Annotated in this window: 10 protein-coding genes; 3 read left to right on the top strand and 7 right to left on the bottom strand. The window is 55.2% G+C overall.

Annotated elements, in window-relative coordinates; translation table 11 throughout:
• Positions 1-174 precede the first annotated feature (174 nt).
• From DF283_RS08355 to dnaB, 4 genes are all read right to left on the bottom strand, one after another.
• A complete protein-coding gene (locus DF283_RS08355) occupies positions 175-585 on the bottom strand; it encodes a hypothetical protein (RefSeq protein WP_303674308.1) in 411 nt (136 codons plus the stop codon).
• Positions 586-767: 182 nt separating this feature from the next.
• On the bottom strand, positions 768-4592 hold the full coding sequence (locus DF283_RS08350; protein WP_333782280.1) for a double zinc ribbon domain-containing protein: 3825 nt from the start codon (positions 4590-4592) through the stop codon (positions 768-770).
• A 180-nt stretch (positions 4593-4772) separates the two neighbouring features.
• Complete coding sequence (locus DF283_RS08345; RefSeq protein ID WP_303674306.1) at positions 4773-5606, bottom strand: class I SAM-dependent methyltransferase; 834 nt, start codon at positions 5604-5606, stop codon at positions 4773-4775.
• A 188-nt stretch (positions 5607-5794) separates the two neighbouring features.
• Positions 5795-7207, bottom strand: coding sequence for a replicative DNA helicase (gene dnaB / locus DF283_RS08340; protein WP_303674305.1), 1413 nt, complete (start codon positions 7205-7207; stop codon positions 5795-5797).
• Positions 7208-7806: 599 nt separating this feature from the next.
• Here dnaB and DF283_RS08335 point away from each other — a divergent pair.
• Entirely contained in the window at positions 7807-8172 is a 366-nt protein-coding gene (locus DF283_RS08335; protein ID WP_303674304.1) for an arsenate reductase family protein, read from the top strand.
• 30 nt (positions 8173-8202) lie between these two features.
• Here DF283_RS08335 and DF283_RS08330 read toward each other — a convergent pair whose 3' ends face one another.
• On the bottom strand, positions 8203-8433 hold the full coding sequence (locus tag DF283_RS08330; RefSeq protein WP_303674303.1) for a hypothetical protein: 231 nt from the start codon (positions 8431-8433) through the stop codon (positions 8203-8205).
• A 230-nt stretch (positions 8434-8663) separates the two neighbouring features.
• Here DF283_RS08330 and dxr point away from each other — a divergent pair, with 230 nt between their 5' ends.
• Entirely contained in the window at positions 8664-9857 is a 1194-nt protein-coding gene (gene dxr, locus DF283_RS08325) for a 1-deoxy-D-xylulose-5-phosphate reductoisomerase (protein ID WP_303674302.1), read from the top strand.
• Between the two features lie 601 nt (positions 9858-10458).
• Here dxr and DF283_RS08320 read toward each other — a convergent pair.
• Positions 10459-10725, bottom strand: coding sequence for a hypothetical protein (locus DF283_RS08320; RefSeq protein WP_303674301.1), 267 nt, complete (start codon positions 10723-10725; stop codon positions 10459-10461).
• A 392-nt stretch (positions 10726-11117) separates the two neighbouring features.
• Here DF283_RS08320 and DF283_RS08315 point away from each other — a divergent pair, with 392 nt between their 5' ends.
• Entirely contained in the window at positions 11118-12365 is a 1248-nt protein-coding gene (locus tag DF283_RS08315) for a fused response regulator/phosphatase (protein WP_303674300.1), read from the top strand.
• A 12-nt stretch (positions 12366-12377) separates the two neighbouring features.
• Here the strand turns inward: DF283_RS08315 and DF283_RS08310 are convergent, their stop codons facing one another.
• Positions 12378-14864 carry an ATP-dependent helicase gene (locus DF283_RS08310; protein ID WP_303674299.1) on the bottom strand — a complete coding sequence of 829 codons (2487 nt, stop codon included), beginning with the start codon at positions 14862-14864 and terminating at the stop codon, positions 12378-12380.
• Positions 14865-15429: the final 565 nt, after the last annotated feature.

Below are 15429 nucleotides of genomic sequence, written 5' to 3'. Positions count from 1 at the left end.
CCTCACAAAACTTCAAGAGCCCCCAACGTCGTTGAATGAATCCCAAAACTGATAAAAAGAACCCACTTAACTATAGAAAGAATGACTACCTGGCTACTTACGATGAGAAAAACGAATTATAGCACAAGCAACGCAATGTCAACATTATTCAGAGGGGATATGCAACCAACGCGCTCAGGGCGACCGATCCTGAAACAGGACGGCCACGGCGTCCCGGCGCAGCACCAGAACGGCGGACAAGCCCAGGATAAAGCCCAACGGCGGCAGGCACAGGCACTCCGCGCAACTCAGCACCATGCAGCTCAACCGATTTTTGCGGCGGAACAGGCACCAGCCATTCAAACCCATCACACTGACCTGAATTAAGCCCAGCAGCAAGCCCGCTAGCAAAAGCTGGGGGGCTAGCGGCTTGAAGATGCCCATCACCTGATAGTAGCCGGGCCCGATCAGCAGGGGCAGGGCATACATCAGCAGCACCAGCAACAGAAAGCCACCGGTAATGACACCATGATAAAGTCCCAGCAGGCGCAAATGCTCGTCATTGCGATCGACCAGTTGTGCAAGCGGTTTGGAGGGATGGGACATGACTGTATCGAATGAATCCAATCTGTAGCGGGCCAAAAGTCAAACAAGAATCAAACAAGAATTCACCTGGTGAAAAGGGGAGGAGCAACAAAAGGAAAAATGATTATGCCGAGTGACAGTCCTTTTGCTTCTAAAGTATCACAAAGGGGCCTGTCCAGACACAACAGCCTTGGCCTCGGGCCTTACAACTGGGGAATGGCCTGATCCACCTTTTTAACCTGAGCGATATGCCGCAAATCCAGCCAGATTCCCTTGGCCTTCAGGAAAAATTCCACACTGCGGGTCAGGTACTTGCGACTCAAATCGGCAGGCATATCCTGGGCCAGCGCTTTGTAAAGCTGACCGATCTCAAAGGCGCAAGCCGCTATCAACGGTTGCCAGCGAGCCTGAACCACTTGCGGCCACAAGGGCTCCAGCACCTTGCCAGCTTCCTTGGGTTGCCCCTTGGCCAGAAGCGCCCGGGCACACAGCAGGCTTAACTGAATCACCTCGAACCGGTTCTGAATATCAGGCTTTCGGGCCACTTCCAGGGCCTTCATGGCGATTTCATAGGCCACATCAAGATTGTTCAGGGACAATTCGAACTCGGCCAGAAAGCGCCATCCCAACAGGGCTGCGGAGGCAAAACGATATTCCGAACTGAGCCCGATGGCCTGCTCCATTAACTGGCGACCTTCCCGGATTTTACCCATACGCCCGGTAATATACCCGGCATAGGCCTGTGACAGTACCCAGGTGAGGTAGTCCCGAGCCGCCTCGGCCTTGGAAATCACCGTCAGCACCAACTGGGAGGCACTGGTCCAGTCCTCCTGCTCGCAGTGATACATAATGGCCAGCAGTCCCCATTGAGCCAAAAACCAATCGGAGTCCGGCATTTGCTCAATGGCGTTCAGCAAACTGTCCGCTTCCCGGTTGCAGCTTTCAAAATGCCCATTGCGCAAATGCGCCTGCGCCAGGATCAGGCGCAGGGCAATGCCCAACTCCTCCTGCCCAGAAAATGCCGCCAGCTGCCGGGACGCTTCCAGCTCGGACAAGGCCGAGGGATCACACTGAGCCAGTAAAATCTGGGCCTTGAGCAAGCGGGCCTGCATAAAGGCTTCCATAAAATCCGGATGGCCACCGCCGTGGGTTTGAACCATCGGCTCCAGAATCTGCTCCATAATCTCGCGGGCCTGATGGAGCCGTCCCAGCGTGTAGAGATATTCCATACGGGTCATCTGCAAAGAGGCCGCCTCCAGCGGATAAGCGGCAGCATCAATCAGCGAGATCGATTTTTCCAGTGTGGACAGCGCCTGCGTGTAATCCCCGGCATTTTCACAAGCCGATGCCAGAAACCCCAGCGGCTCCAACTGCTTGATGGGCTCGCCTTCCTCTTCCCGGGCCTCACACACCCATGTCAGCATCCGAACCGCAAAGTCGGCGTCCTCATCCATATTGAGAACACCGGCGCTTTCCAGCATCCGCAGGGCCAGTTCCCGGTTCTCCCTTCTGGTTTCCTCCGTTTGGGACATGAGATCCAGGGCGTGAAACAAAGCCGTGTTCAAACCGGTCAGCGATCCTACCTGACCACAGTAAATGCCGGTCAGATTCCAGTAGGTAATGGCCCGGTTCAGCAACCCGCCCTGCTGGGAATGGTGGGCCAGCAGGGAGGCTGGCACAGTAAGCCCCCGGTTGAAGTCCCCTTCCAGGGCTTCGCTGATCAGCTGGTGCATTTGCTCCCGAAGCCCGTCCTCAATGCCCTGATAAACCAGGGACCACAACATGCCATGACGGAAACGACCGCTATTGGCCGCGTCCGGTATCAGGAAGCCGTGGTTGAACAGCAGGGTCAGGGCCTCGTTAAACGCCTCCTCGTCCATTTGGGCCAGGGTATACAGCAGGTTCACCGCAAATTTTTCGCCCAGAATGCTGGCCAGTTGCAGCAGGTACAAGCTCTGCTCACTCAGGAAGGACAGGCGTTCGGCAACCACCTCCCCAAGCTGATCGGACAAGATCAGATCCGCCGGGTTAAAGTCCGGGTTCACCAGAAACTTGCCCGTATCGGGGTCCACAATCAGGGCTTCTTTCAGGTGCATCAACCGCAGGGCCTCTTCCAGGTAAAGGGGAAGCCCCTTGGCCTGACGGGTCAACAGGCTCGTCCACTGGGAAGGCAGTTGGGACAACTGGCCGCCCAGAGGCCCATCATCCAGAAAGCGCTCCATGGCGGGCGAATCCATACGGCTCACCACCCATTCGTGATAGGCCGATTTCTGGAAGCATTCCGCCAGACGCCCCTGAGCGTAACAATCTCGAGGATGGGTCAACACCAGATAGACAGGCAGCTGAAGCAAACCCGCCTCCAGCAGTGTTACCAGCAAATCGAGACTGGGCGGATCCGCGAAATTTAAATCCTCAAACACCAGAATGAGCGGACGTTTGGTGGTAATAATCCTGAAAAAGCCCAGAAAGAAGGATTCTATGCGCCCCATGAAATTCCGGGTTTCCGCCCCCAGCGGTTGGGGCGGCTGCACCAGCAAAAAGTCCTGCAAAAAAGCCACCACGTCCGGTGGGGGGCTGCCCTCGTAGACATAATCCAGAAACTTGTCCAACGCCTGACGAACATCCGGGGAGGGGTGCCCCTCAAAGACCAGACTCAGGAGGTTTTGCAGCAATTCCAGCCAGTACAGCAAGGGCAGACCGGGAGGATGGAAGCAGCGGTAGTTACCCCCGCCCATCCAGATGCCCCGCTGATTCTCAGGATCGGACTGGGCACGGGCCATGTGAATGATGCTGGACTTTCCCAACCCATCATCGGCGCACAGGGCCACGATTTTACCCTTCAGGGTCATGGGATTCTGGGACAGGAAACTGTTAAAGTCAGCGCTCAGTGACTCAACCAGCTGATTGTAAGTGGTGTTTTCCGGCCGTGGGGATTTTAAAACGGTGAGGGCCGGCGGACTGTAATCCGGAAAATTGTTTAGGGGGAGCGATTCTCCCTTGACCGGCGGTTCAAGGGCCTCCGACGGGGAGAGTTCAGAAACCGGTGCGGGTCCACTCAGATCCACCGGGCCTTCCCCCACGGGCAACGCAGTAGGCGGAGAAAGTGGAACCGGCGAAGGCGGCGGCAGTATGGCCTCAGGCGGCCTGCCCGTATCCAGGGAGGTCACCGTGGGGGTGGCAGTGCCCGGTGACAAGGTCACAGGCGTGGCCGCCATGGCTGGTGGGGCCTGATCCGAAGCAGGCTGGGCCTTTGCCAAATCGGGTGCCGACAGGGCCAACCGATAAAAGGTTAAAGTGCGGTTGCCAACCGTCACCGGGCCAACCGGGGCAAAGGAATAAACGGCTTGTAGCCGGTCATACACTCGCTGACTGACGGTTAATGAGCCGGGCTCTCCCATGGAACGTTCCAGGGTAGAGGTTAACGGGTTACGGGCCTGGGCCAGCTCCAAATCCAGACCGATTCTCAACTGAAGGGTGCCCGCCCCTGACAGGTAGGTCTGGGTCAACAAGCGTCTGGAGACGTCTACGGCCTTTTTAAGGGAGGTCTCCGGTGAGCTTTCCCGCCGGAAGGAGGCAAACAGCACCCGGTTCTTGCTGGCGTTAATCTGCCCGCCCGCCGCGTGGATCTGATCGGCAATGGCCGTCATCACTTCCGATTGATAGGCCTGTAGCCCCTGGGGATTGGCGGACTCCGCCAAAGCCTGCTGCCAATTGGCCACTTCCAGTGAAAGCAGCGCATAAGTCTCCAAGACGCTGGGGGCCACCGAGGCTGGCGTTCCTGACTGAACTCCTTGCGGCTCAGTCCGTACAGTGTCAGCGGCAATCCCACCCGGCAGGCCTTCCGAAACCTGAGCCCCACCCAGCGCCCCATCGGCCAGCAGTTGCTTGCCGCAACTCCCGCAAAATTTTTGCTGCATCAAATTTTTGAAGCCGCAATCGGGGCAATTGTTATTGAGCCGATTGGCGCAATGCCCGCAAAAAATACTGTCTTCTGAATTGTAATTGCCGCATTTACCGCAAGGCTGCATTCAACACCCTCTCTGGCACCCTCTGTGGAGGACAGACAAACGCTCTCTACCTTTGAAACATCAGTATAGCGCAATTCCCCCAAATAGAGTTGAAGGTCAAGACAAGGGTTACAAAACTATAGGAATCCGAAACCCGTACCCACTGAAACCGGGCCTCGGCATCTGGGGCCAAAAGCACCGCTACACCAGTATTTTTTGCCAATCCTGTTCCGTTTTTTCAAATAAAAGCCCCACCAGGGTATCGTTGGTCTGCTCGGACACGGAAACAACCCGAACCGGGGCTGACTCAGTGGCAGCGGGCTCCTCGACCTCCGCCGCCATCAGGGCGTTCTGCGGAAAGGCTTGCGAAAACAGCTCGCAGGGAAGCCCGAACAGTCCCTGCCCCACACAGGTCGCCTCCAAAGCATGCCCCGTAGAGGTCAGTATATGAGCAATCAGCGCTTCTATGGACTTTCCGGTTCCGGCACAGGAGGCCAGCATTTGCCACAAGGCGGGTTGGGCCAGCATGCCCGGCAGGGACTCCTTCACCCAGAAGTCCCCCTCATCCACCAGCCACCGGCTGGTTTTGAACACCGTCTTCCGAAATCTGGTCACATCGCCTGAAGCGGACAGGCAGCGATTATAGACCATGCGATCGCAGGGAATTTCATCCATCACGGCAGCCTGGCCCTGCACAAAACGAAGATTATCGCAGTAGCCCACAGCGGCCCGGGCCGCTTCAATTTTTCGGGCATCGGCATCAATGCCCACAATTTCCACCTGCGGAAACAGCAGGGCCATAGCCAGTGTAAAAGCGCCGGTTCCACAGCCAATTTCCACAATACGCCTGAGCCCGGGCGGTGCGGACAGTACAAAGGCGGGCGGCACCCCGGATTCGGCCAGCCAGGACTGCGCGCCCCATTCGGAAGGGCCCAGACGCTCGCAGACGTTGGCCAGCCACTGGCCCAGCCCTCGTGGCTGGTCCGTCCAGTCGACCAGGTTCCACAGGGCTTGTCTCCAGTGACCCTCAGGCATGACAGGCCCTCCCGAATTCCTCTCAGTCAGCGCTTGCCAGATACCCATTGCCATACACGCTCCCAAACCACGATCCAACGGGGGCAACCCCGCACAGGGGAAATCATAGCAATTGCAAGGCGTGGCAGGCTCCCCTGAATGCAGGAGCTTGGCAAGCCCGGGGAAAGACCAGGAATAGTCCGGTCAGGCTAAAACACGTGGACTTTGCGGTCGGCGGGGTTGAGAAATCGGGTGATGCTGTTGCGGAACAGCAGGGAAATTTCCCCGACGGCCCCGTTCCGGTGCTTGGCGATGATGATATCGGCGGTACCGGGGCGCTCGCTGTCCTTGTTGTAATATTCATCCCGATAGATAAACATCACCAAATCGGCATCCTGCTCAATGGCGCCGGATTCCCGCAAGTCGCTGAGCATGGGCTTTTTGTCCTGACGGCTTTCCACGGCCCGGGACAACTGGGACAAGGCCATCACCGGCACTTTTAACTCCCTTGCCAAGCCCTTCAACCCCCGGGAGATGGCCGAAATCTCCTGGGTACGGTTGGCATCCGTACCACCGCCGCCGCCCGGCCCTTGCATCAACTGCAAGTAGTCAATCACAATCAGGCCCAAATCCCCGCCGGATTCCATCTGCACTTTGCGAGCCTTGGCCCGCATCTCCATGACCGTCATGCCGGGGGTGTCATCGATGTAAATGGGGGCATCGCCCAGCTTGCCCATGGCTTGGGTCAGCTTGGGAAACTCGTGTTCGCTAATTTCACCGGTTTTAATTTTCTGGGCGTCAATTTCCGCTTCGGCGCACAGCATCCGCAGCACCAACTGCTCCTTGCCCATCTCCAGACTGAAAACCAGCACCGGGCGTTGCTCCCGCAGGGCCACATGACTGACGATGTTCAAACAAAATGCGGTTTTCCCCATGGAGGGACGGGCGGCCAGAATGATCAAATCGGACTTTTGCAAGCCGGAGGTGTAGTTATCCAGATCGTAAAACCCGGTGGACACGCCCATGAGACTACCCTTGTTGGCGCAGCGCTCCTCAATCTGCTCCCAGGATTCCGGCAAAATATCCTTGATGTGGGTCAAATCGTTGGGAATGCCGTGCTGGGCCAACTGGAAAATACTCTGCTGGGCCATGTCAATGGCCTGCTCTGCGTCGTTGGTCTCATAGCAATGGCTGGCAATCTCGTTACCCGCTGAAATCAGGGAACGCAACAGGCCCTTGTTGCGAATGATCTTGGCGTAGTAAACGATGTTTTCCGCCGTGGCCACGGACATGGCCAAATCCATCAGGTACGGACGGCCCCCGGCGGCTTCCAGCACCCCTTTGTCGCTCATCATCTCGGAGACGGTAATGATGTCGATGGGCTCGCTTTTGTTATAAAGCTCGGTCATGGCCTCAAAAATGTGCTTGTGCGGCCCCCGATAAAAGTCATCGGGACGGATCAGCTCGATGATCTTGTTGAAAGCCTCCGGGGAAAAGAGAATCCCCCCCAACACCGATTGCTCCGCTTCCACGCTGTGCGGCGGTAACAGGCTTTCCACCAAAGCCAAGCCGGGATCTTCGGCATTGTTGTAATTGGAGGGGTAATTCCGTTTGGTGGCCATAAAACCTGACTCTCTTTAACTGAAATAACTGGCAGGGCTGAAGAAGAACCACGGGGCAAATCGCCATCCGGCCACGCCCCGGGCCAACTCTTTTTAAATGCGGGAAAGGCCGTTGGAATCTTCTTACGTAACGGGGCCCATAATGCTCTGTTTGTATCATAGCAAAATGAAGGGCTTGCGCCGAATACGAGGATCATAGTTTTTACACAGCCACTCTCATTACCACAGTGAAAAATCCCATTGAGTGAGACGGCCCTCAAAACCCGTTTACAACTGTATGAGTCCAGCGAGTTGAAATGAGGGGCTGGGGGCTGCCTTGCCCCTAGCCTTTCCGATGATTGCCCGATCTGCACGCAGTTTTGTAAATGGGGTTTGAGGGCTGTCTCACTCAATGGCAAAATAACGAATTTTTCCCGTTGACGTTGCCTGCTGTGCAGGGGGTTCCCTCTGTTATAGAATGCAGGAATTGTATCCCCATCGTCCGCTGAGATCATTTTTTCATCGGCTTTGGTGAGCATTCAGCCTGATTTTCTCTCCGACATCTCTCTCCGATGCCTCTGTCCCCTATCTGTGTTTGATTTGTGAAAAGGATTTTCGCCATGGCCAAACTGGAAATTGAACAAGTCTACTGGCTTCCCTATTGCAGCACCTGCGTCAAAGCCGATCAGTACCTGAGGGACAAGGGCGCCACCGTCAAGCAATACATCAACGTGAAGGAAGAACCGGTTTCCATTGAAACCCTGAAAACCCTTTGCGAGCGGATGGGCGGGGTGGATAAACTGTTCTCCAAGCGGGCCATGAAGTACCGGGCCTGGGGCTTGAACGAGAAAGAACTCTCCGATGAGGAGATGCTGCAGTACATGCACGAGGAATACACCTTCATCAAGCGCCCCGTGGTGGTGACCAAGGACAAGCAAGTCTTGGCCGGTTTTTCCGCCAAGCAATACGATCAGTTGTTCCAGTAAGCGCCGCCGAATCGGTAGGCTGACCCGGGGTTACACAGCGCTGACCGGCTCACGGAAAAAATAGGCCCAGCATTTAATGCCGCCGCATTCCTTGCACACGGCAAACTGATTCATAAACATCAAATCGGCAATAAACTCCCGTTCGCCCACGGTGACCACTACCTCGTTAAAGGCATTGGCGGAAACGGTCACCTGACCTTGCACGTTTGCCTGAAGTACCAGCTGAAATTCCGTACCCTGACATTGCTTACACTTAAACATGCTCACTTCCTCTACCAGATCCTGGGCCATACCCCCACGGCCCGGCCTGACTCCCTTGTTTACGCCTCAGTATGCTTCTTCAGTATATTTTTTCAGAATTTTCTCCAGTCTGTTCCTCAGCCTATCTCCCGAGGGCGGTGAGGATGATTATTGGAATCGAACATCACACGCTTCTATGATACCCTTTTAGCGGTTCATGCATAGAAAAAACAACAGTTATTTTACAAAATATGACAGAAGCAATCGCTCTACTCGGCTCTACCGGCTCCATCGGCACCCAGGTGCTGGATGTGGTTCGTCGCATGCCGGATCGCTTTCAGATTAAAGTGCTGGGCGCCGGAAAAAATCTGGAGCGGCTGGCCCAACAGGTGGCGGAATTTCGCCCGGAAGCCATCGCCATTCAGGCGGAAAGCGATCGCCCGGCCCTGGTGAGTTTACTAAAGGCGCGGGCCCCCGAATTTCAGGGGGAGATTCTGGTGGGGACAGAAGGGCTGAACGCCCTGGCCCTGTGGCCGGGTATTGACACGCTTATCGTGGGTCTGGTGGGCCTGATTGGACTGGAGCCCTCTCTCTTGGCCTTAAAAGCGGGTCGCAAGCTGCTGACGGCCAACAAAGAGACCTTCGTCACCGGCGGACATCTGGTACAACCGTATTTGTCCCAAGTTGTGCCCATCGATAGCGAGCATGTGGCCATCCACCAGTGCCTGAAGCAGGAACCCCCGCAGGCCATCTCCAAGCTGTACCTGACCGCATCCGGGGGCCCATTCAGAACCCACACGCGGGCCCAGTTGAATCATGTCACCCTGCAAGAGGCCTTAAAGCACCCCAACTGGGTGATGGGCCGCAAAATCACCATCGATTCCGCCACCATGATGAACAAGGGGCTGGAAGTCATTGAGGCCCACTGGCTGTTTGGGGTGTCCTACCCTCAAATTCAGGTAATCGTCCACCCGGAAAGCATTATTCACAGCGGGGTGGCCTTTCAGGATGGGTCAATCCTGATGCAATTGGGGGCCCCCGATATGCACGGCCCCATTCAGTACGCCATGACCTATCCCCAGCGCTTGCCCAATCAGGAAGCCGCCGTCCATCTCGATCTGATGAGCCTGTCGCAATTGAATCTGGAGCCACCGGATCTGGATCGCTTCCCCTGCGTGCGGCTGGCTTACGAGGCCGGAAAACTGGGCAGCGGAGCCACCTGCGTTCTCAATGGGGCCGATGAAATGGCCGTTCAGTTATTTCTGGATGGCAAAATCGCCTTTATGGACATTGCCCGCCTGTTGGAAGAGACGCTCATCGCCTATCAGAAACAAGGGGTTGCCAGCCATCCAGACCTCAACGAAATCCAGGCGCTGGATCGCTGGGCACGGGAATCGGTGTGCCGACTGGCTGGTTTAACAGAAAGCACTCTGTCCGCCATTTAAGGGCGACCTTTGTTCAAATGAGGTTGACACCTCCCCTTTTTAAAGCGCCAGCCTGTGCCCGGATTTGGCACATCCTCCGTTGGGCGGAGTGCTTTTCTAATGGGTATTTAAATTTGACACAACCCAGCAATCAAAGCCCTGCCGTGAAAAATCAGGGCTGGCAAGGCCCTTCAGAAAATGACATTCCACAGGTGGTGGAATTTTTCAAAAACAAAATAACCTAATTGTTGTAAAAACAAAAAAGACGTATAATAAGTCTTGTAAATGTATACCCCTTCGATTGGCCGGACTTTTTCCGTAAAAGTCCGGTTTTACTTTTGGGTTAAAATTCAAATCTCCCGAAGATTTGAATTGAAGCGCCGCAGTAATGCCCACTCTAGTGCGTTTCTCCTTGTTGTAAAGCCCTGCGACATCATTACCGACTGTGCTAGATGTCATTCCCGGGCAGGTGTATGCTTTCGCGGGAATGACCGGGAATGACAGAGTGAAGCGGAAATAAAAAATGGTAAGGCAGCCTTGCCTAAAAAATTCCAAAAAGAAAGCCGGAGGGGACTCCGGCTATTGAATCAGCTTCATAGGGGGTTACGCTTTTAAAATCCGTTTAATACTGGCTAAGGTAGGGCAGCAATCTGTCCACCCGCTTGGGTTCGGGATGTCCCAGTGTCTTGAGCAAAACCGGCACCACCTTGTTCATCTGGCACACAAAGGAATATCCGCCCTTGGGAATGGAGCAATTACCACAATCGGCATTGGTCACGTAGCACTTGATGGCCTGATCCGTCCAGGTTTGGGTAATAGAGGCCGATACTTCCTCATCCAGCGGTTGTGTCCAGAAAACACTGCCGGTCGTTGTTGTTGCCGTTACCATGCCCGCAAGCCTCCTCGCTCTATCCTCTTAAAGAACCAAAGCCCATTTTCAGCCCGCCTTGAACCAGCTTGGGCTCTCTTTAAAATCCACTCACCACAAAAACTTCAGTGTGTTGTAACCGTTGTAACCATGGTAAGCGTTTGGGTGTCTCTTTCCTTCCCCCGAATAGAGGACTTTGTCGGGGCGATCCTCATTTTTGGCAGCTTGCCGATCTCAATTTTTAAACACCTGAAAATAGGCGCGCATTTTCATTCAGGTTTTTAACCGGGCTGCCGAATATGCCTACATCCCCCCTGGCAAGAAGAAAAATATAAAGCCTGGAAAAAAAATCCTTCCTGTCTAGCGCCCCCACCGGGTTTCCCCGTTTTTCGTCCCAATGGCAGAGGTTCCCCATGTTCAAAATCTTCTCGGTTGAATCGATAGATAACCAGCATCCGGGTTTGTGCGAAATCTACCGGAAATTGCAGGGGCAAGGCTACCAACTGGTCTCTCCACGGGGCGAAACAGGGCTGGTTGCCGAAATCAAAGCCGAACAACCCGACCTGATTCTGGTGGACCCCATTCTCTCCGAGCAAAAAGGAACCCAGGTCTGCCAAGGCCTCAAAAACGACCCGGAGACCGAGAATATCCCCATTATTTTCATCCACAGCCAGCTAAGGCCCAATACCAAACTATTGGCAAGTCTGGAAAACGGAGTCAGCGACCTGATTTCCATCGAGACGGAAGAGGTGGAGATTCTGGCCCGGCTCAAATCAGCCATTCGCAACAAACGGCTGATCAGCCAGTCCGTGCAACTGGCCGCCCAGCTCAACAAAATGAACACGGAGCTGTATGAGCGCAACTTGCAAGTGGAAAAAGAGTTGTACGTGGCCCGTCAGTTGCAACAAAGCCTGCTTCCCCCCTTTTTACCGGATGCCACCCTGCCCGCCGAGGATGTTTCCGCCTTTAGCAAATGCCATTACCGAAACGACAAACTGAAAATTTCCGGTGTTTACCTGCCCTGCGACGCCCTGGGCGGGGACATCTACGATGTCATTCAGTTCCCCGGCGGCACGGTGGGGGTGGCCATTGCCGATGTGTCCGGACACGGGGTTCCGGCGGGCTTTATTACCGCCATTTTCAAGTCATCCTTCTACCGGATTACCCACAACCACGATTGCCCCGCCGACATCCTGTACCACCTGAACAACGAGCTGGCCGATATCATCAAGACCGGGGAGTATGTCACCGGCATCTACGGACGCATTTTCACCCCGGAGGATCAGCCGCACAAGCAGGTCTTTGAGTTTTCCGGGGCCGGACATCCCTACCCGCTTTACTACAAGGCATCCGAACACAAACTGTACCGCCTGAAAGAAAACGGCACCCCGCTGGTGTGGATTAAAAACATGGAATATCCGCTGGGCCGGGTGGATTTGGCACCGGGGGACAAGATATTCATGTTCACCGATGGGGTCAGCGAAATGCGGAACATCCACGAGGCCATGTACTCCGAAGAACAGCTGGAGCAGACCTTTATAGCCCTTATCGAGCAGAAGTCGCCCCGCATCCTGGATGAGATCATTCAGCAACTCTCGGATTTCACCGAAGGTCACCCGCTGGAAGACGATCTCAGCGTGGTGCTGATCGAAGCGCTGTAAGATTAATCTTAATTATGCCTTGTCCAGCTTGGCGAACTTGGGATCGAGCAGCTTCTTTCCGGCGATGGTGTCAAACTGGATGCTGTAAATGGCCTTGTCGCCATCGCCCAGCACCTGACTGACCGTACCCTCCCCGAATTTGGCATGAGTTACCCGATCCCCCACCTTGAAGGCTGCCGCCGAGGGGGCCGGTTGCGGGCGATTGGAACCGACGGTGGGCAAGGCGGAGGGCGACGACTTTTTGGGCGTGACATTCCGCAAGTGCGAACTGACATTGGAGTACCCCGAATTACCGCTGCCATACTGGTAGCCACCGCCGCCGGATCGCCCGGCCGAGGACTTGCCGGATTTAAAACTGCTTCCGCCGTAATCAGAATCGGTGAACCGCTCGGACGAGTACCCGCTACTACGCCCCTCAGAGGAAGAACCGCCCCGGCGCAGGTCGTCCACCGCCTCATCGCTGTAACGATTGGTGCTGGTCGATTCCAGCGTATAAAAGCCCGAGAGATACTCTTGCGGGATCTCCTTCAGGAAGCGGCTGGGCTGGGAGTAGCGCAATTCGCCCATAATCAGTCGGCGGCGGGCGTAGGTCAAAAACAGGCGCTCCATGGCCCGAGTGACGCCCACATACATCAAGCGGCGCTCTTCTTCCATCTGGGTAGTGTCGTTCAAGGAACGGAAATGGGGGAACAGTCCCTCTTCCAGGCCGCACACGGCCACCACCGGGAATTCCAGCCCCTTGCAGGCGTGCAGGGTCATCAGCACGATCTTGTTTTCCACCGGCTCCGAGGTATCAATATCACTGAGCAGGGACATCTGGGTTAAAAATTCGGCCAAGCCCGGCTGGCTGTCTTCGGTGGGCGGGTTTTCAATCATAAACTGGCGGGCCACGCTGATAAATTCCTGCACGTTGGCCTGTCGCCCCTCCGTATCGGTGGGGTCTTCCAGCTTCAGTTCATCGAAATAACCGGTTAAATCCAGAATCTGGGTGACCAGTTCATCCAGACCCACCTCGGTGGCCAGCCGTTTGAGGCGTTCCATGACCGAGACAAAGCCCTGAATGGCCTTGACCGCCTTGGGCTTGAGATCCGGCACCTGATCGGCCTGACGCAAAACCTGATAAAGTGAAGCGTTGTGCTGGGCGGCGGTGGCTTCCAGATACTCGATGCTGGTTTTGCCCACTCCCCGCTTGGGCACATTCAGAATGCGCTTGACGCTGTAGCCGTCCTGATCGTTGAAAATGACCGTGAGATATGCCAGAACGTCCTTGATTTCCTTGCGCTCGTAGAACTTGAGGCCGCCCACCATGTTGTAGGGAATGCCCCGAGAGATCAGCACATCTTCCAGCACCCGGCTTTGCACGTTGGTGCGGTACAAAATACAGCAATCGCCGGGCTTGTAATTGCCGGTGTTAATCATCTGCTGAATACGATCCAGAATGTAGAACGCCTCTTCCCGATCGTCCTTGGCCTCGTAGCAGTTGATTTTCTCCCCGGCCCCCCGCACGGAAATCAGCTCCTTGGGCAAGCGCTCCTGGTTTTGCTCGATGATGGCGTTGGCCACTTCCAGAATGTTGGCCGTGGAGCGGTAATTGTGCAGCAGCTTGATGACCTTGGCACCCACAAAGCCGCTTTGGAAGTTCAGGATAATGCGGAAATTGGCACCCCGCCAGCTATAGATAGACTGATCCACATCGCCCACCACAGTCAGGCTGCGGTTCAGCCACAAGGCCTGTTGGGATTCCGGGGTGCTGTCCTCTTTCAGGCAGCCTTCCGCCAGCAGGCGTACCAGCTCGTACTGGGCATCGTTGGTATCCTGAAACTCGTCCACCAGCAGGTGCTTGAACTGATCGTGATACCGCTGCAAGACATGCGGGTTCTGTTGCAGCAACTTCACCGTGATCATCAGCATGTCATCAAAGTCCATGGCGTTGTTGCGGGCCAGTTCGGCCTCGTAGCCATCATAAATCTGGGCCAGCTTCTCGGTGCGGAAGTCCTTGGCCGTGGTGGCGTAATCGTAGGCGTCCAGCATCTGGTTTTTAAAGCCGGAGATGGAATAGCGGATGTTCTTGGGGGCGTACAGCTTGTCATCCAGGTTCAGGGCCTTGATCACCGTTTTCACCGCCGCCATGGACTCGGTTTCATCGTAGATGACAAAGTTGTTGTTCCAGGTGCGCCCGGCCTTGGAGGTGTAGTGGCTGACATCCCGGCGCAGAATACGCCCGCAAATGCTGTGGAAGGTGCCAATCCACAGGCTGCGGCCATTGGCCTCTCCCACCAGGTGCTGCAAGCGTTCCCGCATTTCCCGGGCCGCCTTGTTGGTAAAGGTCACCGCTAAAATTTCCGCCGGATGAACGCCCGATTCAATGCGATGGGCGATTTGGTGGGTCAGGACTCTGGTTTTACCGCTACCGGCACCGGCCAGAACCAGCAAAGGCCCCAATTGATGAGTCACCGCCTCTAGTTGGGCCTCGTTTAAATTCTGGAGCAAACCGTTCATTGCTATCGCCTAACCTCTCTAAAACGTCATCATCGACTCAAAAATTCAGGATTGGGGATTTTCCCGAACATTTCCGGGGAAATTCTGTGAAACACAGGGCCCCCTAGAATAGCACCCATAAGAAAACATGTTAAAAACAAAACTGGACAAAAACAAAACGCAAGCTGCCAGCATGAAAGGCGGATCACTCGGGGTTCCTGCAAGTCGGCAGATGGGGAGGCGGGGCATCACGGTTCCAGCGTCCGCAAGGCTGACCCGATGAGACTGACTTGGTCAGGGTGAATCGGTGAAACTGTCCTGAGGAGACTGACTTGGGCAGCGCTTGAAATGCGCCCGATAGGGGTCAGAGGGGGCCGTGCTTAAAAAATCTGAAAAGAAGTAGCACAATCAGCGGGGTTTTATATAATATAATGTTCAAATCAGTCGCTTGTCGATGGCTTGTTGGGAAAACGTGGGATTGCACAATCTTACGGGCGTTAAAACAAAGCCCAACGGGTTGTTTCATGGCAAGTTGACCCTGAGCATTTACACCCATTTTCCAATCGAAGCCCCCTAAAAAGCGGCA

The organism is Vampirovibrio chlorellavorus (genome assembly GCF_003149375.1).
GTDB classification, from domain to species: Bacteria; Cyanobacteriota; Vampirovibrionia; order Vampirovibrionales; family Vampirovibrionaceae; genus Vampirovibrio; species Vampirovibrio chlorellavorus_B.
This window is presented reverse-complemented; position numbering and strand designations above follow the sequence as displayed.